This is a genomic window from Aeromonas sp. s8 (assembly GCF_040907785.1).
Lineage (GTDB): Bacteria > Pseudomonadota > Gammaproteobacteria > Enterobacterales > Aeromonadaceae > Aeromonas > Aeromonas veronii.
This window is the reverse complement of record NZ_JBFOCL010000055.1, coordinates 13283-35451: the sequence shown is the minus strand read 5'-3', so window position 1 is coordinate 35451 and position 22169 is coordinate 13283. Positions and strand designations below refer to the sequence as shown.

Genomic DNA, 22169 nt, shown 5'->3' with positions numbered 1-22169 from the left:
CGCTATCGCATGACCCAGAGTATGAGTCGGCGTGGCAACTGCTGGGATAACGCCCCGATGGAGCGGTTGTTCAGAAGCCTGAAGTCAGAGTGGCTCCCGGCTATGGGATATATGAACTTGCGAGAGGCGAAGCGGGATATCAGTTACTACCTGATGGATTACTACAACTGGCGGCGTCCACATCAACACAATGACGGGATACCGCCAGCAAAAGCCGAAGAACGGCCTAACCAAGTGTCCGGATTTAGTTGACCACTACAACAGTTTGGTTAATTAATTTGGGGATGGTGGCAGTTATGGGCGTTGTGGTGTGCATTTATTCAAAACTCTTACTGGCAAGCCGAGCACTCTTTAATTCTGATTAAGTAATAATTAAGTAAAGTTGGGGTGTTGATTGTTTCGCTCAGATATGAGTTTTTAAAATTGCTCACAATTTCTACGCGAGATTTAAAAAGTCTGCTCGAATATTTTTGAACGGATAAATATAACTTGAATGGGAGTGGCCAAATAAATCCAGCTGTGATCTTTGTCTTTTCAAGGTGCCAGGGTCATAAATGCCTATAAAAACAAGGTAAAAGGCTCGGCTATTGACTAAGTTGATAGAAGGCGAAGCATAAAACAGTGCCAGTTTGATACGACAACATCGCATGGGACCCGGATCATGGACAGAGCGCAGGGCGCAGCCCCCTTTTCGTTGCAAATGGATCTAAGGCAGGTGGTGTATGCCCTGTCTGCCTCGCTGGATCTGGTGGGCATTGGCGATGTGGCCCACGGTAAACGGGTCGGGATTATGGCTGCCGAGTGCAGCCGGGAACTGGGGATGAGTGAGGCCGAACGCTGTCTGCTGTTCGAGCTCGGAGTGCTGCATGATATCGGTGTCTCCTCGACCATCACCCATCACCACCTGGTCAGCGAGTTCGATTGGGAGTCCTCCCAGCGCCACTGCGAGGTGGGATATCAGCTGCTCAAGGATTTCCGTTTGCTGGCCCCACTGGCCCTGCCTATCCGTTATCACCATACCCACTGGCACCTGCTGCGCGAAATGGCCGATGTGGACCCCAATGTAGCCCGTCAGGCCAACCTTATCTTTCTGGTGGATCGCTGCGATGCGTTGGCGGCGCCCTACTATGGTGATGGTTCATTGTTGATGCATACCAACGAGATCCGCGCACGCCTGCAGGATTTCCGTGACGAGTTCTTTGCCCCCGAGCTGGTGGATGCCTTCCTCAAGGCGTCTCGCTCTGAGGCATTCTGGCTGCAGCTGGAAGCGCGCTCCATCAATGATTACATGCTGGAGATGCTGCAGGTGCGGGAGCCTTGCCTGACCTTCAACGGGGAGCTAAAAGCGCTGGCGCAGATCTTCTCCGGCATTGTCGACGCCAAAAGCCCATTCACGATGACTCATTCACTCGGTGTGAGCAGGTTGTCACGTGCGTTGGCAGAATTGATGGGGGTCAGTGCCATCCATTGCGACATGCTGGAGATCGCCGGTTTGCTGCATGATCTGGGCAAGCTCAGGGTGCCGGACGAGATCCTCGACAAGCCTGCCAGCCTGACGAAAGAGGAGCGGGCCATCATCAATACCCACAGCTTCGAGACTTACCAGATCCTGCGTCATATCGAAGGGTTTGAGGAGATTGCCTGTTGGGCGGCCTATCACCATGAGGAGCCTGACGGGGAGGGCTATCCGTTCCACCTGCCGGCATCCGCCATGGCGCTTGAAGCGCGGATCCTGCGGGTCGCTGATATTTTTCAGGCAATGGTGCAGGACAGACCTTATCGGCGCGGTCTGCCTGCCCGTGACGCATTGACCTTTATGCAGCAACTGGCGGATCAGGGGCGGGTCGATCCCGCTGTGGTGGCGGTGCTGGCCGATCACCTGCCGCAGATGATGATGGCAGCCATTCCGGATCGCGAGCCGGATCATGCCATCAATTGAGGGAGAGGCTGGCCGCTGACTCATACCGCCGCGAGCCAGCTATGCTTGGAACAAGCCGAGCATGGTGCCGGTACCGGCGCACAAGACGCCAGCTTGATGGACTACCGTAGGGGAGCAGATATGGAATCGCTAAAAGCCAGGGATTATATGCAGAGCAGACCCATCACCTTCACTGCTGACATGATGGTGCAAGCTGCGGTCGAGAAATTTCTGAACAGTCATCAGCTCGGTGGCCCGGTGGTGGATGGGCAGGGCCATCTGATTGGCTGGATCTCCGAGCAGGATTGCATCGCAGTGCTGCTTAAAGAGGCCTATCACTGCGAACAGGTGGCGCAGGTCAAGGATGTGATGCGCAAGGAGGTGTTGTCGGTGGGTCCCGATACCAGCATTTTGAGCCTGGCGGAGATGATGATGGGGCAAAAGCCGAAAATCTATCCGGTAGTGGAGGAGGGGCGTCTGCTCGGTGTCATCAATCGCCACAACGTCATGCAGGCCATTCACGCCCAGCTCACTACCTGTTTTGTCCATCACACCCACGGTTAACCCTGTTTTTCTCTCTCCCAAGGCAAGCTTCGGCTTGCCTTGGCTATTTAATATGCTGCCATTTATTCATGTTATGCCATCTTACAATGATTGTTATGTCATGTTTGAGGATCGGCCAATCTCTCGTCTTCCCATATATAACGCTACGTTAAGGCTTGCACCGTTCCCGCTCGCTCTTTAGGATCGCTCGCAGCTAATCGATATGGCCCCTCTGGTCACCTATTTAAGGAATTCGTACCTTGTCTCTCTCTATCGAGGCGCTGCGCCGCCGTCTCTCTGCCTGCATGAACCTCGACGCCCGTCGCCTTTCCAGCCGTCTGCACGGGGTCAAGAAGCTGCCTGAAGGCAAACAGGCTGCCGTGCTGGAGACCATCGCTGCCGATCTGGATGCCGCGCAAGCGCGCTATCAAACCCGTCTGGCCGGAGTACCCAAGGTGACTTATCCGGACAACCTGCCGGTCAGCCAGAAGCAGGCTGAGATCGCCAAGGCCATTCAAGAACATCAAGTGGTGATCATTGCAGGGGAAACAGGCTCGGGCAAAACCACCCAGATCCCCAAGATCTGTCTGGCGCTCGGGCGCGGGGTGAAGGGCTTTATCGGCCACACCCAGCCACGCCGTTTGGCAGCCCGCACCGTCGCGGCCCGTATTGCCGAGGAGATGGAGTCCGAGCTTGGCCACTACGTGGGTTACAAGGTGCGCTTTACCGATCAGGTGAGCGAGCAGACCCACATCAAGCTGATGACCGACGGTATCCTGCTGGCGGAGATCCAGAATGACCGGATGTTGACCCAGTACGACACCATCATCATCGATGAGGCCCACGAGCGCAGCCTCAATATCGACTTCATCCTGGGCTATCTCAAGCAACTGCTGCCCAAGCGCCCCGATCTCAAGGTGATCATCACCTCGGCCACCATCGACCCGCAACGTTTCTCCCGCCATTTCAACAAGGCGCCGGTGATCGAGGTCTCCGGCCGCACTTATCCGGTAGAGGTGCGCTACCGCCCACTCGTCAGTGATAAAAATGAAGGGCTGGAAGAGCGTGACGAGCTGCAGGGGATCTTCGATGCGGTGGAAGAGCTGGCCCGCGAGGGGTTGGGGGACATCCTTATCTTCATGAACGGCGAGCGGGAGATCCGCGATACCGCCGATGCCTTGCGCAAGCTCAATCTGCGCGACACCGAGGTGCTGCCGCTCTACGCCCGCCTCTCCAACGCCGAGCAGAACAAGGTGTTCCAGCCCCATGCTGGGCGGCGCATCGTGCTTGCCACCAACGTAGCGGAGACCTCGCTGACGGTGCCGGGCATTCGCTACGTCATCGATCCGGGCACAGCCCGCATCAGCCGCTACTCCTGGCGTACCAAGGTGCAGCGCCTGCCCATCGAGCCGGTCTCCCAGGCCAGCGCCAACCAGCGTAAAGGGCGTTGCGGTCGGGTGGCGGACGGCATCTGTATCCGCCTCTACTCGGAGGAGGATTTCAACGGCCGCCCTGCCTTCACCGACCCCGAGATCCTGCGCACCAACCTGGCCTCCGTCATCCTGCAGATGCTGGCGCTCGGCCTTGGCAATATGGAGGCTTTCCCCTTCGTCGAGCCACCAGAGTCGCGCCATATCAAGGATGGCCTGACTCTCTTGAAAGAGCTGGAGGCGGTGCGCGAGCTGCCCGCCACCGGCGAGCGCGAAGCCAAGTTGCAGCTGACCGAGACCGGTCGCCAGCTCTCGCGCATCCCCCTTGATCCGCGTTTGGCGAAGATGGTGATCAGCGCGGCGCAGACCGGCTGCTTGAGCGAGGTGATGGTGATCACCGCGGCCCTCAGCATTCAGGATCCCCGTGAGCGACCCATGGAGAAGAAGCAGGCCGCCGATGAGCAACACAGGCGCTTTGAGGACAAGGATTCCGACTTCCTCGCCTTCGTCAATCTGTGGAACTACCTGAAAGAGCAGCAGGATGCCCTTGGCAGCAACCCGTTTCGCCGCATGTGCCAGAAGGAGTTTCTCTCCTATTTGCGGGTGCGTGAATGGCAGGACATTCACTTCCAGCTGCGCCAGACGGTCAAGGAGCTGGGTTTTAAAGCCAACCATGAACCGGCAGATTTCAAGACGGTGCACTGCGCGCTGTTGACCGGCCTCTTGAGCCACATCGGCAACAAGGATCTGGAAAAGCCGGAGTTTCTCGGTGCCCGCAACGGCCGTTTCCACCTCTTCCCTGCCTCGGGCTTGTTTAAAAAGCCACCCAAGTGGGTGATGGCCGCCGAGCTGGTAGAGACCTCGCGCCTCTACGCTCGCATCAACGCCAAGATTGAACCCGAGTGGGTGGAGCCGCTGGCAGGCCATCTCATCAAGCTGCACCACAGCGACCCCCACTGGTCGAAGAAAAACGGCGCTGTAATGGCCAAGGAGAAGGTGACCCTCTATGGCCTGACCCTGGTCAACGAGCGCACCATCAACTTCAGCCGTATCGATCCGGCGCTGTGCCGCGAGCTCTTTATACGCCGCGCGTTGGTGGAGGGGGATTTCGAGACCCGTCACCGTTTCTTCAGCGATAACCGCAAGCTCCTGGCCGAGGTGGAGGCGCTGGAGCACAAATCCCGGCGGCGCGACATCCTGGTGGATGATGAAGATCTGTTCCGCTTCTACGATGCCCGCTTGCCAGAGGAGGTGATCTCCGCTCGCCATTTCGACAAGTGGTGGAAAGAGGCGCAAAAGCAGGACGCCGAGCTGCTCAACTTCGAAAAAGAGATGCTGATGAAGGGGGATGCGGCCCACATCAGCGATCTCGACTACCCCAACTTCTGGCAGCAGGGGCGCCTCAAGCTCAAGCTGACCTATCAGTTCGAGCCGGGAGAGGCCGCCGATGGCGTGACCCTGCATATCCCGCTGCCGCTCCTGAATCAGGTGGAGGTGAAGGGGTTCGAGTGGCTGATCCCCGGGCTGCGCCACGAGCTGTTGGTGGCCCTTATCAAGTCGATGCCCAAGCCGATGCGCAAGAACTTTGTGCCGGCGCCCAACTATGCCGATGCGCTGCTTGCCAGCATCAACCCCGAGCAGGGACCGCTGCTGGACGAGATGGAGCGCCAACTGCGCCGCATGACCGGCGTCACCGTACCTCGCGAATCCTGGGACTGGGCTGCTGTGCCCGATCACCTGAAACTCACCTTCCGGGTGGTGGACGACAAACACAAGAAAGTGGCGGAAGGGAAAGATCTGGAAGCCTTGAAAGAGTCCCTGCGTGGCAAGGTACAGGAGACCCTGTCACAAGTGGCGGACGATGATATCGAGCAGTCCGGCCTCACTCTGTGGAGCTTTGGTGAATTGCCTCAGGAGTACAGCCAGAAGCGCGGCGGCTTCGAGGTGAAAGCTTATCCGGCGTTGGTAGACGAGAAAGATTCGGTCGCCATCCAGCTGGTGGAGAGTCCGGTGGTGCAGCAGCAGCTGATGTGGGCCGGTCAGCGCCGGCTGGTGCTGCTCAACGTGCCATCTCCCATCAAGTATCTGCAGGAGAAGCTGCCCAACAAGGCCAAGCTGGGACTCTATTTCAACCCGTTTGGCAAGGTGGCGGAGCTGATTGACGACTGCATCGCCTGTGGCTGCGACAAGCTGATCGAGCAGCATGGCGGGCTGGCCTGGGACGAGGCCGGTTTCGAGGCGCTCAAGGAGTTTGTCCGCGCCGAGCTCAACGATGCGGTAGTGGAGGTGGCCAAGCAGGTGGAAGCCGTGCTGACGCTCTCCCATGAGATCAAGAAGCGGCTCAAGGGCAAGATGCAGCTCGACACCGCTTTTGCTATGTCCGATATCCAGCAGCAGCTCGGCAACCTTATTCACAAGGGTTTTGTCACCGAGACCGGCTGGCAGCGGTTGCCTGACTTGCTGCGCTACCTGCGGGCCATCGAGCGTCGTCTCGAGAAGCTTGCCATCGATCCCAACCGGGATCGGGTCTACATGCTCAAGGTGCACAGCGTGGAGTCGGAGTACAAGGCGCTGCTGGCCAAGATCCCCAAATCCCAGCTTATTCCCACCGAGGTGGCCAATATTCGCTGGATGATTGAGGAGCTGCGGGTGTCGTTCTTCGCTCAGAATCTGGGGACCCCTTATCCGGTCTCCGATAAACGGGTGCTTAACGCTATCGCTCAGTGCTAAGCTGCTATCTAACTGTTTTAACAGCATGATCGCGGGTGATGAGAAGGGGTTGCCGGTCAGGTAGCCCCTTCAAACCGCAAATCAGGGAGGCAAGGATGCTGGGGATCTGGTTGAGTGTGGCGCAGGTGGTGATCAGCGGTTATCAACCCATCGCGGAACAAACCTGGGTGCAGTTGAACCCGGAATATTACCCGCTGGCGCGCACGCCGCCTGCGATGTTTGTGGCCTGGCGTGGCAATCAGTTTCCGCCGCTGGCCCAAAAGCAGAAGCTGGGTCGCTGGCAGATCCTCTTTCCAGCCCGGCTGGTGCCCCCCTTCGATCTGTTCGAGGGGGAGGCGCAGCTCTCCAAAACCTATCTGGCAAGGCTGCGGCGCATCGACGAGATGGCTTACGGGGTTGTCCCCGGGCAGGCTGTTGTGGCTGGTGCAATCGTGCAGCAGGGGAGTGGGTCCCCTGATTATCACGCGCAACCTGTCGCCCCCTTTATCGCCGAGTTCCGTACACCCCAAGACGCGTTCGGTGGTGTTGATATACCCAGCGACCCCGACAAGAGCGAACCTCTACTGGCTCAGCTTGGGGTGACGTATCGTACGGCAGGAATGACAGGCGCCAGGGGAGATGCGAGGGGGGCGAGCGCCGATATGGCGCTGGCCAGCCACACGGCTAGCTTATCCGCAGGCAGTGACGCCATGCTTACCCTCTCGGCTCCTGCAGCCGGCGGTCCACAAACTGTGTGTCATCAGGTCGCCGCAGGGGAGACCCTGTGGCGCATTGCCAACCAGTTATCCAGCGCCCGGGGAGCCGATACCTACAGCTATTTGCTGGCGCTGGTGGCAGAGAATCAGCCGCGGCTTGGCAAGAGCATTCGAGTCAGAACGGGGGAGGGTCTCTACTGCCCGCGCGCCGAGACCCTGGCGAAGTTTGATGCCCTGAGCCCGGCCCAGCGTCAGCAGCAATTCGCCCGGTTGGAGCAAGGGCGCTAAATGCAGAGTCGGTACCTTGTATCCGAATTTGGCCCGTGGTAGTATTCGCGCTCGTTTTGCGAGGTGCTGACCGGTCGCAGTTAGCACCATATATTCATCCAAAAGAGATACATACTATGTCTTTCGTATTCCAAGCTGAAGTCCGTTCTGACCTGGGGAAAGGTGCGAGCCGCCGCCTGCGTCAAGCTGACCAAGTTCCTGCCATCGTTTACGGTGCAGGCAAAGAAGCCCTGTCCATCACTGTTGACCACAAGAAAATGATCCTGGCTCAAGAGAAGCCGGAATTCTATGAGTCTGTACTGACTCTGGTTGTCAACGGTGAAGAAGTTAACGTAAAAGTGAAAGCTATCCAGCGTCACCCGGTACGTTACAAGCTGATCCACCTGGACTTCGTTCGCGTTTAATAGCGAACCGTCAGGTTGAAGAAAAGCCACTCTCAGGAGTGGCTTTTTGCTATCTGGCATCTTGTGAGCGGGCTGAAAGAGTTACCTGGTCAGCCCAGCAAGCCGGTTATCCCAGCTGGCTAAGCGCCTGTTGGCAGCGCTGCTCGGCGGCATCCAGCTCCAGCAGCACCATCCTGATATCTTCCATCTGCTGTTGCAGTGTCTCCCGTTTCTCCTCAACCAGTTCCAGCATGGTCTGTAACTGGGTGCGGCTGCTCTTGTCGGCATCATAGAGATCAAACAGCTCGCGGATCTCGGCGAGGCTGAATCCGAGCCGCTTGCCGCGCAGGGTGAGCTTGAGGCGAACCCGATCCTGCTTGCTGTAAATGCGGGTTTGTCCCTCTCGGGCGGGATTGAGCAACCCCTGATCCTCGTAGAAACGGATACTGCGCGTCGTAATATCAAATTCCCGGGCCAGCTCACTGATGCTGAAGCGCCGTCCTTCATCCTTGTTGTTCATACAGACTTCTTGGCGAACTAAATCCTGTCTGCACCTTACCTAAACGTAAACTGCACTGCAACTCTTGTTCCATCGCGTCAGAACCCCTATGTTATGGCTATGTAACAAACAGAGGCAGGCAAATGGATATTGCAATTGTGGCGGCAAAACGGACTCCGATGGGGGCGTTTCAGGGGGCATTGGCAGAGGTCACTGCGCCTGAGTTGGGAGCCTGTGCCATCGAAGCGGCACTGCAACAAAGCGGGCTGCGTCCGGAGCAGGTCGATGAAGTGTTCATGGGCAATGTGCTGGCGGCGGGCGTGGGGCAAGCGCCAGCCCGGCAGGCGTTGTTGAAAGCAGGGTTGCCAGATAGTGCGCCTGCTACCACGGTCAACAAGGTGTGCGGATCCGGCATGAAAGCAGTGATGCTGGCCGCGGATACCATCCGCCTTGGTGACAACAGGGTGGTGGTCGCGGGGGGGATGGAGAGTATGAGCCGTGCCCCCTATCTGCTGGATAATGCCCGCAGCGGCTTTCGGATGGGGCATCAAAAGGTGCTGGACCACCTATTCCTCGACGGTTTGCAAGATGCCTATGATGGCCAGCTGATGGGGGTACATGCCCAGCGCAGCGCCGATCTGGCCGGTTTGACCCGCAGTGCCATGGATGAGTTTGCTCTTGCGTCGTTGCAGCGTGCCCGCGATGCGCAGCAAGCTGGTGCGTTTGTGTCCGAGCTGACAAGCGTCTATCGCGGTGAGCGCTTGTTGCTGGCCGAAGACGAACAGCCTGGCAAGGGCAGACCGGAGAAGATCCCGACCCTGAAGCCAGCGTTTGGCAAGGAGGGCACCATTACGGCGGCCAATTCGAGCTCCATCTCGGATGGTGCGGCGGCGCTGATATTGATGGATGGCGCCACGGCGCAAGCCTGGCAGGTACCAGTGCTGGCACGGATCGTCGGTTATCAGAGCCACGCGGCATTGCCCGCCGAATTTACCTCTGCGCCCATTGGCGCCATTTCACGCTTGCTGGCGAGTCTGGCATGGTCGGTGGAAGAGGTGGATCTGTTCGAGATCAACGAGGCCTTCGCCATGGTCACCATGCTGGCCATGAGCGGGGTCGGCATCCCTCATCACAAGGTCAATGTCCATGGTGGGGCCTGTGCGCTTGGTCATCCGCTGGGGGCGAGTGGCGCGCGCATTCTGGTGACGCTGATCGCCGCGCTGCGGCAACGGGGTTTGCGGCGAGGCGTGGCCGCGCTCTGTATCGGGGGCGGGGAGGCGACCGCTATCGCGGTCGAGGTGAATGACGAGACGAATTAATTGGTGGCTTCCATCGCCAGCAGTTGTTCCGTGACCCAGGTGGTGGCGGCCAGATAGAGGTGACTCACCTTATCCTCGCTCAGCCCCAGGCGGGCTGTTCTGGCCGTTACCCGTGACCAGTTGGCGCTCTCGTAATCTTCACAAAACGCGAGGTAGAAACCCAGATAGCCTTTTCGCTCCAGCAGCGCCAGCCGAATATCGTCGATAAGAGGGATAGTGCCGAGCAGCTTGTCCATCGGCTGCTCCATCAGTACATCCAGCAGGGAGAATAGACCGGTGATAAAGGCCTGTTGTGCCTGCTGGCTCGGGGCGTGGGCGTGGGCCAGCAGTTCACAGAATCGGGCTCGGATCATCGACATCTGGTAGAGCTCGGCGCTCTTGCCCTTGCCGGCGCTGGTCGCGGCTACCAGCGAGACAAAGCGCTTTAGCTGGGTGTTGCCCAGATAGATGGCAGCCTGGCGAAATGACGAAATAGGGTTGGTGTGACCTTTGAGATGGTTGACATAGCGCAACAGCTTGAGAGAGAGGGAGATATCCTGACCGAGTAGCTGCTCAATCTTGTTGATATCAGGCTCTGCCTCGTTGACCACGTTGAGCAACTGCATCACCACGACTTGCGCTGGCTCCATGGTGGCTTGCTTGACCATCTCGGGTCTGCTGAAGAAAAAGCCCTGGAACAGCTGGATCCCCAGCTGTTTGACCCGCTCGAACTCCGCCTTGTCCTCTACTTTTTCCGCCAGATAGGTGAGCCCCAGCGTCTGATGCCGCTGGATAAACACTTTGATCTGCATCAGGGGGGTGGCACGAAGATCAAACTTGATGATGTGGATAAAGGGGAGGAAGCGCTCCCAATCCGGTGACATGGTGAAGTCATCGAGTGCCAGTTGATATCCCAGCTTGTGCAGCTGTTTCACCTTTTCCAGCAGGGCATCATCCGGTGGGGAATCTTCCAGGATCTCAATCACCACTTTTTCGGGCGGCAGGCACTCTGCCAATCCCTCCAGCAGCAGTGAGTGGGGGAAATTGATAAAGCAGGGGCGGCCTCCCAACAGCTGATCGATATTTTGTTGGAGGAACTGTTCGACCACCAGGCGTGACGTCGCCTGCTGGGAGGAGATGCTCGGGAAGACATTATTCAGACTATCGCGAAAGAGCAGCTCATAGGCATGAGTTTTGAGGTCTCTGTCGAGGATCGGCTGTCTTGCTACGTAGGAATACATGCCTTGCTCCAGTAAAGGTACTGGGTTGATTTTATGGTGTTGCAGAACACTATGCCAGTGTTCACCTTATTGAGTAAGGCAATAATTGGCATAGCGTTTTTTGCAGGGAAGGAATTTAGAAGAGATAGCTCAATTGTGCACCAGCTAGCCAGGCATCTCCTTCGGAAGTGCCCTGGAAGGTGGAGGTCGTCAACGGATTACCCGGTTGCAGCTCCATTTTTTCAGTGACATCCACCTTTTTGCCATCGATCAGGGTCAGCCCCAGATCCACGGTCAGGTTGGGCGTGAACTGATACCCCATTCCCAGGCTGTACCAGAGGCGATCGGCATCCGGGATGGAGATGGTACGACGATCGGCTGGCACCGGGCTGGCGTCATAGGCCACACCGGAGCGCAGTTGCCATTTGGGTGTGACCTGATAGGTCATACCGATGGCGTAGCGCCAGCTATCTTCCCAGTGCTCGTCCTTGATGTGCATGTTCTGCAAATTGTTGAGATCAGCTTCCAACTGAACGAATTTGCTCCAGTTGGTCCAGTTCAGGCTGCCGTGGAGAGCCAGCTTGTCAGTCAGCTGATGGAATGCAGCCAGTTCTGCGGTGGCGGGTAATGGCAGATCCAGACTGCCGGTATCTCTGATCTCGGTAACGGAGCCATCTGCATTGGGTCGGCCCACGATAGCATCTCCCGAGAGTGTCAAATTGACATCGTGACGGTAGGATAGGCCAATTCGGGTTTGTTCGGACAACTCCAGCAAGGTGCCGACATTCCAGCCCCATGCCCAGCCATCCCCTTGCAAATGTTTTGCGATCAGGTTGCGAGAGGGGAAGGTGCCACCGACTTCGCCTTCGCCCTGAATAGCAGAGATCCCGGCACCAATTGACCACATCTCATTGATGCGATAGGCGAGTGAGGTACCCAGATCCATGGTCTTGATATCGGAGACATTGCCAAAGTGTCCCGCGCTGTAGTTATCCGGCATCTTGACGCCAAGGCCGTAGTAAGAGGTTGCCGAGAAGCCGAGTCGCCACTGCTCATTGAGTGGAATGATCAGATAGGCGTTGGGAACCCAGGCTGCGGCGGCGATATCGTGTGCACTGGCATCGGAGGTGACGATGCCGGCTTTGGTCGGCAAGCGGGTGTTGCCTTCAATATTGACGTCTGGACTGACATAGATGACTCCGCCAGAGAGCGCCATCTGATCGAAGCGGGTCATAGCTGCTGCATTGCGGGAGAGCACACTGGCGTTATCCGCGATGGCGGCCTCACCGGCAAAGGCGCGTCCCAGGCCTGTAGCGGACTGCTCAGCCAGCTGGAACCCAGCTGCATGGGCCTGACCCGCGATCACCAGCAGGGCGATGGTGGATGGTTTGATGATGGGATGCATGGCAAAATCCTTGCTGTTACCCGAAGGTTCAATCGGTCATATGAATGGAGGCAGGATTTTATATGGTATGACCAGTAAGGCAACGGTAATGGGCAGTATCTGGATAAAACAAGATTAAATGCTGGAAGGATGCATTCTAATAGCTTGATTAAAAAAGAAAAATAAACAGGTGTGTGCTACATGTGTGCGCTGAACTGGCTATTTCGGACAAAAAAAGAGCGCCTGGCGGCGCTCTTTCCATTCTATCAATAATCAGAACTTCATGTTGAACTGGGCAGAAGCTAGGAAGGCGTTGCCGTGGGAAGTTCCTTTCCAACGCAGGCTGTCGGAGTGGCTACGCAGACCTTCGTTGACGTCAACTTCTTTACCGTCCAGATAAGCCATACCAAAGTCAACGCTCATATCGGTGTTGATATGGTAGGTGGCACCGGCGCTGTACCAGATACGGTCTGAGTCGGGAATGCTCAGGCTGCGGTAGTCAGCTTCGATCGGGGTGTTGTCATAGGCAAAGCCCATGCGAGCTTCCCAGGCCGGGTTGATATACCAGGTACCGCCGATGGAGTAACGAGTAGAGTCTTTAAACTTCTCATCTTTTTGCAGACATACGCCGCCAGCACATTGGCTGCTGGTTGCTTTCAGCTCCTGGAAGGCGCTCCAGTCAGTCCAGTTTACAGAGTAATGAACAGCAAACTGTGGGCTCAGGCGATGGTAACCGGCGAACTCGGCTTGTGCAGGCAGATCCAGTTTCAGGTTGCCATCCACGGTGCGATTCAGTGAGCTTGCGCCTTGGAAATCACCATCAAAGCTCATATCGACTTGTGAACGGTAGGTCAGTGCAAAGCGATGGTTTTCATTGACTTCATACAGGGTACCAACGTTCCAGCCAAAGCCCCAGGTGTCGCCTTTCAGGTGAGCCAGACGAGTATCTGTCGGCAGCGGGCCACCTTTGTCAGGAGGATTCAGCGGACCCAGCAGACCGGCATAGCGGTTGAGTTCGGCGGCACCGTAAACGGCGTTGATACCGGCCCCGACACTGAAGTGTTCGTTGACACGATAGGCAATGTTCGGGTTGATATTGAAGGTCATCAACTCGGTATCGCCAGCACCGGCACCAGCCGGGAAGGTTTTGGAGTATTCGGTGGAGAGACCGTAGTTGGAGAAGATGCCAATACCCCAAGCCCACTGGTCATTCAGCGGCTGAATAAAGTAGGAGGCGGGAACGAAGGCTGCCGGAGCAATGCCACTTTCGCTGGCTGGAGCCATTTTGTTCGCGCCAGCGTAAACAGCACCATCCACATCCACATCCGGTTTGATGTAGGTGCCGGAGACAGAAACTGCCATCTTGTCGAAGGTGGTCATGGCGGCCGGGTTACGGGCCAGAACAGAGGCGTTGTCGGCGATAGCCGCTTCACCGGCATAGGCGCGACCCAGACCGGAGGCCGAGTGCTCGTTCAACTGGAATGCCGCGGCATGGACTTGACCGGTGGCCAGCGCGATGGTGGCGGCAATCAGGCTCTTCTTGAAAATAGTTGTCGTCATGGTGTTCTCTCTTGTAGGCAGATTTTTTTGCCGATATTGGCTGCACGTTCAATGCAAACCTCGACAAAATCCGTTTTTATTTCAGCTTCTTCCCAATCAATTCTGGCGTGATTCTATGGATCTGGTAGGAGGTAAGAAATCAGACCAGTGACAGCAGAATACATAAAAGTGATCGATGTGTTAATCATTTGTTTTAACCTGCTGTTTAATTCATCATTTTCAGGGTCTAAAGGTGGATTATTGACCTGGATTGCCGATCTCCGTCACAAAAATAATTTTGTCAATTTTTCGAAATCTTGAGGCAAATGAGTGACAAAGGGGAGTAAACAGGGAGAGAACAGGCTGCGGCTCGTGACCGCCGCCTGCTATTGAGGATGGTTCTGAGGTTGTTAACCGGCGATGTTAAATGTCCCACTGCAGACGTGACTGCAGAGCATTGGCAACGGGGGCAAGTGGCTCTTTCATCTCGCCAATCAGTACCATATTGGCGCCTTTGAGCTGGACTATCTCCCCTTTGAGGGTGCCATCTTCAAAGGTGGCCTGTTGCAGGGTTAATGGCACATGTTTGGGCACTAAAAAGAGAGTGACAGGCCCCATTTTTCCCTGGATCACCATGTGCAAGGCCGGTCCCTGATAAAACGAGCAGTGATTGACATAGGTCACCTTGAGCCCATCCATCCCGCTTAAGGTGGCACCATACTTCTCCATCTTGGCATTGATGTTATGCAGATTGACCTGCTCATCGACACCTTCAATAAAGGGTTCTTCGCCATAGACATGAGCCATCGCCACCTGTGCGAGGGAGAGGGCCGCAGGAGCCGTTTCTGGCAGCGTGATCCAGCGGGTGCTCATTCCCAGCAGGAAGGCGACCGATGCAGCCAGGGCGATCTGGCGCCAGGATGTCGATGTCCGGAGCTTGACTGGCGCCGTGCCAAGGGGGCGGGATGGCGGCAAATCATCTGGCGCGTCACTGTCTTGCTGCATGGCTTGCCTGAGCAGGATCCGCTCGGCCAGTCCGGCTGGGACCTCTACCTGCATGGCGCGCTTGAGGGTTCTGTCGAACTGCTTCATCTCGTCGAGATAGTTCCGATTGGCCTGGCTGGCGTCAGCGGTTCTGAGAAAGTCCGGTTGTTGATCGTTGGGCTGGATCATGGCGTTGCGGCGAAATTCGAGTTCATCCATGTCCGTGTCCTCTTGCTTGGTTCTTCTGCTCCATCGCCTCCTTGATCTGGTTGCGGGCGCGAAACAGGCGGGTCATAACGGTGTTCTTGTTGAGGCCGAGCATCTCGGCAATCTCCTCACCACTGAATCCTCCCACGACTTGCAGCAGCAGTGGCTCTTGGTACTCCTCGGGTAACCGGGCGATGTGACGGTGCAACCACTCGTTCTCCATCTCCTGCTCGCTGTGCAGCGCATCGTGCTGGGGTTGAGGGTGATCGTCGAGATCCACCAGCTCCAGCTGTTTACGTTCAAAGCGGCGGGCGTTCTCCCGTCTGAGGATGGTGATCAGCCACCCCTTGGCCGCCTTGTCATCCTGCAGGGTGTCGATAGCCTTCCAGGCACGAAGGAAGGTCTCTTGCACCAGATCTTCCGCCACGTTGGGATCCCTGGTCAGCCAGTAGGCATACCGGTAGAGATCGCCATGTAGTGCATGAACCAGTGCTTCAAATTTGGTTTGTTTGTCAGCCATGGGATCAGAGACCGGCGAAGTGGCCGGATCATTTCCACCAATATGCTGCTGAGCACGTTTTTTTCTAAAAAACAGCAGTGCCATAGGGCAATCCTTGTCAGGGGGCGTGGCGGCGGGAGCGGGAACTCCCGTGCGCCAGCAGGTAAATCAGATGTGCAATACCGGCCATTTCATCAGCCCTGAGGGTACGCGCCAGAGCGCGCCACTCGATGGACGGACCAGAAGAGGGCCGTGCAAAACAGGCTCGCTCGAGTGCGGCTAGCCCGTTGCCGAGCCGATTATGCCCAGCGTCGGGCAACTGGCCTAATTGATAATAGGAGACCTGCCAGCGCAAGGTCGCCCACTTGATCAGCGCCTTGCGACTGGCATCCGGCTGGTGTTGGGCAAGGGCACGTTGCAGTTGATAGAAGGCGCGCCAGCGGGGCCAGTGGCACCATAGCGCACGCAGCGTTATGGCCAGCACGACCCACCAAAGGCTCTCTCGCAGTGCCACCTGCGATGTCTGCTGATCAGGTTGCCGATTTGTTGTTGCCTGAAACGTCAGCGTGATGGCAGGCAGGCTGGCCTGCTCAATCCGGCCGCTTTGGGTATTAAACCAGGGCAGATCAATGGGGGGAAGCTGGTAGTCACCGCTCTGCTCCGCAACCAGAGTCTGGCGCCACTGTCGCTCAAACAGCAGCTTGCCATCTCGGTAACGCTCCTGCTGTTGCTCGCCATCGGAATGTGCCTGTATGCCGCTTGGCAGTTGATGGACCATCAGGGGGGCAAGCTGTATCTGGCCGCTGTCACCATTCTCCATGGTCAGGGTGAGGATCCGGATCAGCGGTTCACCCACTTCCCCCGTGGTGGCCGGTTCAAGCCGCTGGCTCAGGGTCAGTCGGGTGGCCACCGGCGTGGCGGGGGCTTTGTCGACCCGAACCTCGAGTGGTGCCGCACGGGCCGAGAATTTTTGCGGCTTGCTCCCTTGCTGCGTGAGTTGCCCCTGCAAGCGGGGTGAGTCGAGGTACCAGAGTCCCGGCGTTTTTGCCTGAATAAGCCAGCTGCGGGTGAGCCTGCCGGGCAGACCTGCCTGAGCGGGGGCGATCCATTCGTCGCTACCGAGGCGACGGATGGTGAAGTGGGCAGAGCTGAGCTCGCTTAGCGCCGGTTTTTGCATACTGGTGGGCAGCCACAGTGTCAGCCGGTAGATCACCGGCTGGCCGGGATAGAGCGGGCCCTGATGATCAAGGCTGGCCTGCATCTCGAGGGGCGAGGGGGCTGCGGGTTGCGGCAGCGCCGCCGTTTTCGCCTCTCTCAATGGCAGGGTGAGCGAGGGGGTAAACTCATTTCCCAGCTTGAGCGGGGCAATCACCACCTCGGTATTTGCAGGTGAACCGCTCTGGTGCAGCGGGATCTGCCAGCGAGTCAGTTGTTGTACCGGGGTGGTGACCCGGCTCATGGTCACTCTGCCCACTGCAAACTGGCGCAGTAGGGGGGTGATCTCCAGTTCGCTGCTCTGGCGCTCGCCATCCGCTTCAATGATCAGCAGCCAATCGCTGGGATCGGCCCCCGGCAGCAGCTCTGCCCGTGGGGGCAGGGCCCAGCAAAGTGGACTCGCGAGTGCGAGCAACAGCCCCCATCCGGCCTGCGTCACCAGGGCTCCTCCACCTTGATAAGGTCCCGGCGCAGCGCCTCTTTGCGCAGTCGCTGCTCCAGCAGCAACACCGGGGGGGAGGGTGGCAAGGGCATTGCTGCTGCCTGCTGTTCAGCCGATGGTTCGGGTTGCTTGCTGTTGCTGGTATCGGGAGCGGCGGTCGCTGCGCCCTGTAACAGAGAGAGGTTATAGAGCGCATCTTCATGCCCGGGTTCAAGCGCCAGAGCGGCCAGATAGGCCTCTTTGGCGGCCGCAAACTCCCCCAGTTGCAGCAGGGCATTGCCGCGGTTGTAGTGGGCGGTGGCGCTCGTCGCTTCCTGATAGGCTGAGATAGCTTGCCAGTAGGCTCCGGCCCGATACCAGGCGTTGCCGCGCCAGACTGGATCGTTGAAGGTGTGGGCAGCCCGCTGAAAATCCCCCTCTTGATAAGCCTGCATCGCTTGCAGATCCCCCCTCTCTGTTGCTTGCAGATCTTGTGGCGCAAGCAGTTGCCACCCCAGCATCAGCGCCACCATCAGCCGGGCGCCGACTCTGGCCAGCAAGGCCAGCAGTAACAAGGGGATCAGCACCCAGGGGCCAAGATCCAGTGGCGCCGGGGTGAGGGCCGAGGTGGTGGTGGGCAGCGGTGCAAAGTGGGGGACATCGCTCCTAAGCCACTGCAGCTCACCGCCGAGGCGATTGGCCAGCGCGGCAATGGCCTGACTATCGGGGGCGGGCAACTGCGCGGGCATGCGGGCGGCAAACCCCAACTCATTGGCCGGAATGGCGGGCATGGGGGCCGGTTGACCGCTGCTGGCGAGCAGAATATCGAGGCGTGCCGACTGGGTGTCGCGGCAAAGAAGGCGTTGTTGGCAGGGCCACAGGGCGGCGATTTGGGTCATCTGATTCTGGGTGAGGTCGTCGGTGATCAGCAGCAGACGCGCTTGTTCTCCAGGGGCCAGCTGCTTCATGGCAAGTTCCACCGCCCGTGCCGGGTTGCTGCCCTGCAACGGCATGATATCGGGGCGCAAGTCGGGCAGTAGCAGCGAAAGGGCCTGATGATCCCGGGTTGGCGGCATGGCGAGGTAGGCGTCGCCTGCGTAGAGGATCAGCGCAATGCGCTCGCCCTTGGCGCGGCTCAGCAGCTGCTGTAATTGCCATCTGACCCGGGTTGCCCGATCCGGTTTGAGATCGGTGGCGGTCATCGAGCGTGACAAGTCGAGCAGCCAGATATCGAGCGGTGCCGCGGGCTGCTGTTGCAGCTCACCGCGCAGTGCGGGACCACTCAGGGCCAAAATCACGGGCAGGGTTGCCAGCCAGAGCCAGGGGCGCTGAGGACGGGAGGCTGGCAGCAGATAAGCCTGCATCGCAGGTGCGAGCAGCGGGGGCTGGCGACGACGGTGCCACCCTTGCCAGAGCCAGGGGATGAGTGCGATCAGCCACAGGGGGCGGAGCAAGATCAGCTCCATCTGCGCGCGCCTCGTGCCAGCCAGTTACGCACCATGCGAAACTCCAGTCTGCCGTGTCCTGATGGCAGAAGCAGCAAGCCACAAAGCAGTGCCAACGGCCAGGGGTAGAGCTCGATCACCGGCTGGTACTGGGCAACCGGCATGGGGGCAGGTTCAAGGGTATTGAGGGTCGCATTGATGGCATCGAGATCGCTTTGGGTTCGCGCCCTGAAATAGCGCCCCTGTCCTGTTTTTGCCAGCTCTTTCAGGAGCGGTTCGTCCAGTTCGCTGCTGGGATCGGCCTGACCGCTGCCTGCCTCATCATAGGGTTGGATAAAGGTATCGGGATCGGCCCCGACCCCCAGCGTGTAGATCCGTATTCCCTGCGCTGCGGCGAGTTTGGCCTCCTGTAGCGGGTCGGCATTGCCTGCGGTATTGCGGCCATCAGTGACCAGCAGCAGGGCGGTGGGGCGACCAAGATCCCCATGCTGACGTGCCAGCTGGATCGCCTCGCCAAGGGCGGTGGTTCGGCCGACCAGATCAAAATCGAGCTCGTCGCTCAAGGTCAACAACGCAGGGATCTCCTGAGTGAGGGGAGAGAGCAGATAGGCGTGATCGGCAAAGACGATGAGGCCCACCCTGTCTCCGGCCCGTTTGGCGATCAGCGCCTTGATCTGCTGGCGCACCGCCGTCAGCCGTGCTTGCTGCTCGCCGTTATCGAGCATATCAGGGGTGCGCATGCTGTCTGACAGATCCACCGCCAGCAGCAAATCCCGACTCCCTTCATATTGAATAACCGGTTCCCCCCACCACTGGGGGCGGCAGAGGGCGAGGATAAGGGCACACCAGAGCAGCATGGCGCGACAGAGCGGCAATCCGGCGTGGGGGCGCAGCAGCGCAAACCCGGGATGAGCCAGATAACCGCGGCGCAGGGGCGGCAAGCCGAAGCGCACCAGCAAGGGCAGCACCAGCGCCAGCGCAAACCAGGGCCAGGCCAGGATCATGGATGCCTCCGTGCGGCTTTACGCCCAGAGCGGGGGGAGCGTTGCAAGAAGAGGGGTTGACCCCAGCGGCGATAATGTTGCTGAAGCTGTTCGCACTGCTCGCGAGTCGGGTTCTGGCTGCCATAGAGCCAACTGCTCCAGTGAGACGAGAACTGGCTAAAATCGCTGCCACCGTGACGATCAACGAAGGCGAGCCACGCCTCTCCCTGAAGCTGGCGCGCCTCGGGCCAGCGTTGCAATGCTTCATGACGCAGGGCCTCCTGTATGCGTGCCACCAGCAGTGCCGGATCTCCCTCCAGCTGACGACACCAGCGGCGGTAACGTATCACCCTGCGGGCAATCAGGACGATCAGCAGCAGCAATAATGCTGTGATCAATAGCCACAATAACGCCAGCACTCTGGGGTCAAGACTCTGTTCAATCAGATCCGGCCCCGGGTGGATGTCGCGCATCAGGGCGGCAAGCGGCGGAGTGATGGCGTCGGAGGCTGGACTGGCGCTGTCGAGTTCGGCGGGGGAGATCATCCCTGATGACATAACCCCTCCTGCCACTGTTGTTGCAGCGTCTGGCTGTTATCGAGCAGATAGAGACGCTGCACCAATGGCAACAGCAACTGTTTGCCGTGGGCCAGCTGCTGCTCGGCGGCATGCCGGTAGCGCTGGGAGAAACCGGCATGGCCCCCATCCAGCCAGCCCTGATAGTGCTGCCCTGGCCGATCGATGGCCACTGGCAGCTGGCCGTCAGGGGGAAGGGCTGCCTCGAGGGGGTCACGGATCTGCCAATAGTGAATATCATGGCGCCGGGAGAGCAGTTGCAATTGCTGACAGAGCACCGACTCGCAGGGTCTGTGGTCGGTGATGATCGTCAGCTTGGCACCGTGAGGCAGCTTCACGCCGGACAAGGTGTCGCCCAGCGAGTGAGAAAGGGGCCGACGTGCCAGCCCTTGCTGGTAGTGATGGCAGAGGGATTCGAGCAGAGGCAGCACGCTGCCGCGCTGGCTCTGGTGATGGGGTGGAAGCCCGTGGCAGATCAGGGTGTTTTGCTGCTTCTCCCCTTGCCAGATGAGGGCTGCTGCCAGCTCGCACCCCAGACGCGCCTTGAGCTGCAGCGTGGAGCCGAAATACATGGCGGGAGAGAGATCGAGCAGCAGCCAGTGCGCCTGATCGAGCTCCTCGCTGTAGAGGCGGGTATAGGGACGGCCGAGGCGTGCGGTCACTCGCCAGTCGATATGGCGTACCTCGTCACCAGCCTGATAGGCGCGCAGCTCGCGAAACGTGAGTCCGGGAGAGCGGCCCGGTTTGCCGCGTTCGCTGCTGCTTCTGCCTGCGTGAGGTGGCTTCCTGGCCTTGGCCCATAGCCGGATATTGAGCAGCTGTGGCAGCGACAGGACGATATCGGGATGGAGCTCCGGCGCTAGGGACATGGCACCTGATCCAGCAGTTGGGCGATCAGGATATCGTTATCCAGATTGTCGGCCAGTGCCTGATAGCTGGGAATAAGGCGGTGGCGCAGCACCGGATAGGCTTGCAGCTGGATATCTTCCGGCAGCACATAATCTCGTCCGGCAAGCCAGGCTCGGGCGCGGGCGGAGCGAGCCAGCCCAAGTGTGGCACGGGGGCTGGCACCCACGGCAATCAGCGGCTCAAGGGCTGGGCATAGGCCGCTGCCTGGGCGGGTAGCGCAGACCAGCTCCACCAGATAGTGCTCCAGTCGGCTTTGCATGGTCACCGCCAGCACGTCGCTGCGGGCACGTTGCAAGGTGGTCTGGCTCAGGGTCACCGGCGCCGCACCAAGCTGTTCCCCGCTGGCATTGAGCTGCAAGATGGCGAGCTCCATCATAGGGCTCGGGTAATCCACCATAAGCTTGAGCAGAAAGCGGTCGAGCTGCGCCTCCGGCAGGGGATAGGTTCCCTCCTGCTCGATGGGATTCTGGGTGGCGGCGACCATAAAGAGGGGTGGCAGCCGCCAGCTCTTTTTGCCCACGGTGATCTGGTGTTCGGCCATGGCCTCCAGCAGCGCTGATTGCACCTTGGCCGGCGCCCGGTTGATCTCGTCCGCCAGCACCAGATGGTTGAAGAGGGGGCCTGGCTGGAAAACAAAACTGGCATCCTGCGGGTGAAACACCTCGCTGCCGGTGAGATCGGCAGGAAGCAGGTCGGGGGTAAACTGGATACGGGCAAAGCGCCCCTCAACGGCGCCAGCGAGCGCCTTGACGGCACGGGTTTTGGCAAGGCCGGGGGCCCCTTCGATTAACACATGTCCTTCACATAACAGGGCAATCAGGAGCCCTTCTATTAGCTCCTCTTGCCCCAGGATCTGACTGCCAAGATAGTCCCTAAGTGCTCTGAACTCGGCCGCTGCCATGCGATAAACCCGTTGTTTTTATGGAAGTTGATCTTTTTATACTCCAGTTGCTTCCCAAGGGCGAGCAAAGGGGCCTTGCCGCGCTTAATTTAGTTTCAATCAG

At 58.6% G+C, this 22169-nt stretch carries 19 protein-coding genes; 7 read left to right on the top strand and 12 right to left on the bottom strand.

The annotated features are described in order from the left end of the window. The 6 genes from AB5Y86_RS19280 to rplY all read left to right on the top strand — a co-directional run. Window positions 1–252: integrase core domain-containing protein (locus AB5Y86_RS19280; RefSeq protein ID WP_368193823.1), on the top strand; the 252-nt coding region annotated here is incomplete at its 5' end. 409 nt (window positions 253–661) lie between these two features. Further along, on the top strand, window positions 662–1939 hold the full coding sequence (locus AB5Y86_RS19275; protein WP_100645921.1) for an HD-GYP domain-containing protein: 1278 nt from the start codon (window positions 662–664) through the stop codon (window positions 1937–1939). A gap of 120 nt (window positions 1940–2059) precedes the next feature. After that, on the top strand, window positions 2060–2482 hold the full coding sequence (locus AB5Y86_RS19270) for a CBS domain-containing protein (protein WP_368193822.1): 423 nt from the start codon (window positions 2060–2062) through the stop codon (window positions 2480–2482). A gap of 239 nt (window positions 2483–2721) precedes the next feature. Beyond that, window positions 2722–6621, top strand: coding sequence for an ATP-dependent RNA helicase HrpA (gene hrpA, locus AB5Y86_RS19265; protein ID WP_368193821.1), 3900 nt, complete (start codon window positions 2722–2724; stop codon window positions 6619–6621). Between the two features lie 95 nt (window positions 6622–6716). Further along, window positions 6717–7604 (top strand): hypothetical protein, encoded by an 888-nt coding sequence (locus AB5Y86_RS19260; protein WP_368193820.1) that lies wholly within the window; start codon window positions 6717–6719, stop codon window positions 7602–7604. Between the two features lie 116 nt (window positions 7605–7720). Then, on the top strand, window positions 7721–8008 hold the full coding sequence (rplY, locus tag AB5Y86_RS19255) for a 50S ribosomal protein L25 (protein WP_005360320.1): 288 nt from the start codon (window positions 7721–7723) through the stop codon (window positions 8006–8008). A 106-nt stretch (window positions 8009–8114) separates the two neighbouring features. Here rplY and AB5Y86_RS19250 read toward each other — a convergent pair whose 3' ends face one another. Further along, on the bottom strand, window positions 8115–8507 hold the full coding sequence (locus tag AB5Y86_RS19250; RefSeq protein ID WP_368193819.1) for a MerR family DNA-binding transcriptional regulator: 393 nt from the start codon (window positions 8505–8507) through the stop codon (window positions 8115–8117). Between the two features lie 122 nt (window positions 8508–8629). Here AB5Y86_RS19250 and AB5Y86_RS19245 point away from each other — a divergent pair, with 122 nt between their 5' ends. After that, window positions 8630–9805, top strand: a complete 1176-nt coding sequence (locus AB5Y86_RS19245) for an acetyl-CoA C-acyltransferase (protein WP_368193818.1) — start codon at window positions 8630–8632, stop codon at window positions 9803–9805. Here AB5Y86_RS19245 and AB5Y86_RS19240 read toward each other — a convergent pair. From AB5Y86_RS19240 to AB5Y86_RS19190, 11 genes are all read right to left on the bottom strand, one after another. Beyond that, entirely contained in the window at window positions 9802–11025 is a 1224-nt protein-coding gene (locus tag AB5Y86_RS19240; RefSeq protein WP_368193817.1) for an EAL and HDOD domain-containing protein, read from the bottom strand. The two genes, AB5Y86_RS19245 and AB5Y86_RS19240, sit on opposite strands and share 4 nt — an antisense overlap. A gap of 115 nt (window positions 11026–11140) precedes the next feature. Further along, on the bottom strand, window positions 11141–12409 hold the full coding sequence (locus AB5Y86_RS19235) for an OmpP1/FadL family transporter (protein WP_368193816.1): 1269 nt from the start codon (window positions 12407–12409) through the stop codon (window positions 11141–11143). A 252-nt stretch (window positions 12410–12661) separates the two neighbouring features. After that, complete coding sequence (locus AB5Y86_RS19230; protein WP_139741171.1) at window positions 12662–13948, bottom strand: outer membrane protein transport protein; 1287 nt, start codon at window positions 13946–13948, stop codon at window positions 12662–12664. 402 nt (window positions 13949–14350) lie between these two features. Then, the gene (locus AB5Y86_RS19225; protein WP_118853799.1) at window positions 14351–15130 is read right to left on the bottom strand and encodes a DUF3379 domain-containing protein; all 780 of its coding nucleotides are present in this window, start codon (window positions 15128–15130) and stop codon (window positions 14351–14353) included. Beyond that, a complete protein-coding gene (locus tag AB5Y86_RS19220; protein WP_005333245.1) occupies window positions 15123–15722 on the bottom strand; it encodes a sigma-70 family RNA polymerase sigma factor in 600 nt (199 codons plus the stop codon). Before AB5Y86_RS19220 ends, AB5Y86_RS19225 begins: the two co-directional genes overlap by 8 nt. 13 nt (window positions 15723–15735) lie before the next feature. Further along, window positions 15736–17247, bottom strand: coding sequence for a hypothetical protein (locus AB5Y86_RS19215; protein ID WP_368193825.1), 1512 nt, complete (start codon window positions 17245–17247; stop codon window positions 15736–15738). A gap of 20 nt (window positions 17248–17267) precedes the next feature. Next, complete coding sequence (locus AB5Y86_RS19210) at window positions 17268–18719, bottom strand: VWA domain-containing protein (RefSeq protein ID WP_368193815.1); 1452 nt, start codon at window positions 18717–18719, stop codon at window positions 17268–17270. Next, a complete protein-coding gene (locus AB5Y86_RS19205) occupies window positions 18710–19702 on the bottom strand; it encodes a VWA domain-containing protein (protein WP_368193814.1) in 993 nt (330 codons plus the stop codon). Before AB5Y86_RS19205 ends, AB5Y86_RS19210 begins: the two co-directional genes overlap by 10 nt. Next, complete coding sequence (locus tag AB5Y86_RS19200; protein ID WP_368193813.1) at window positions 19699–20238, bottom strand: DUF4381 domain-containing protein; 540 nt, start codon at window positions 20236–20238, stop codon at window positions 19699–19701. The genes AB5Y86_RS19205 and AB5Y86_RS19200 overlap by 4 nt, the downstream gene beginning before the upstream one ends. Beyond that, window positions 20223–21125: a DUF58 domain-containing protein gene (locus tag AB5Y86_RS19195; RefSeq protein ID WP_368193812.1), complete on the bottom strand. Its 903-nt coding sequence runs from the start codon at window positions 21123–21125 to the stop codon at window positions 20223–20225. The genes AB5Y86_RS19200 and AB5Y86_RS19195 overlap by 16 nt, the downstream gene beginning before the upstream one ends. Next, a complete protein-coding gene (locus AB5Y86_RS19190) occupies window positions 21116–22066 on the bottom strand; it encodes an AAA family ATPase (protein ID WP_368193811.1) in 951 nt (316 codons plus the stop codon). Before AB5Y86_RS19190 ends, AB5Y86_RS19195 begins: the two co-directional genes overlap by 10 nt. Between the last annotated feature and the right edge of the window lie 103 nt (window positions 22067–22169).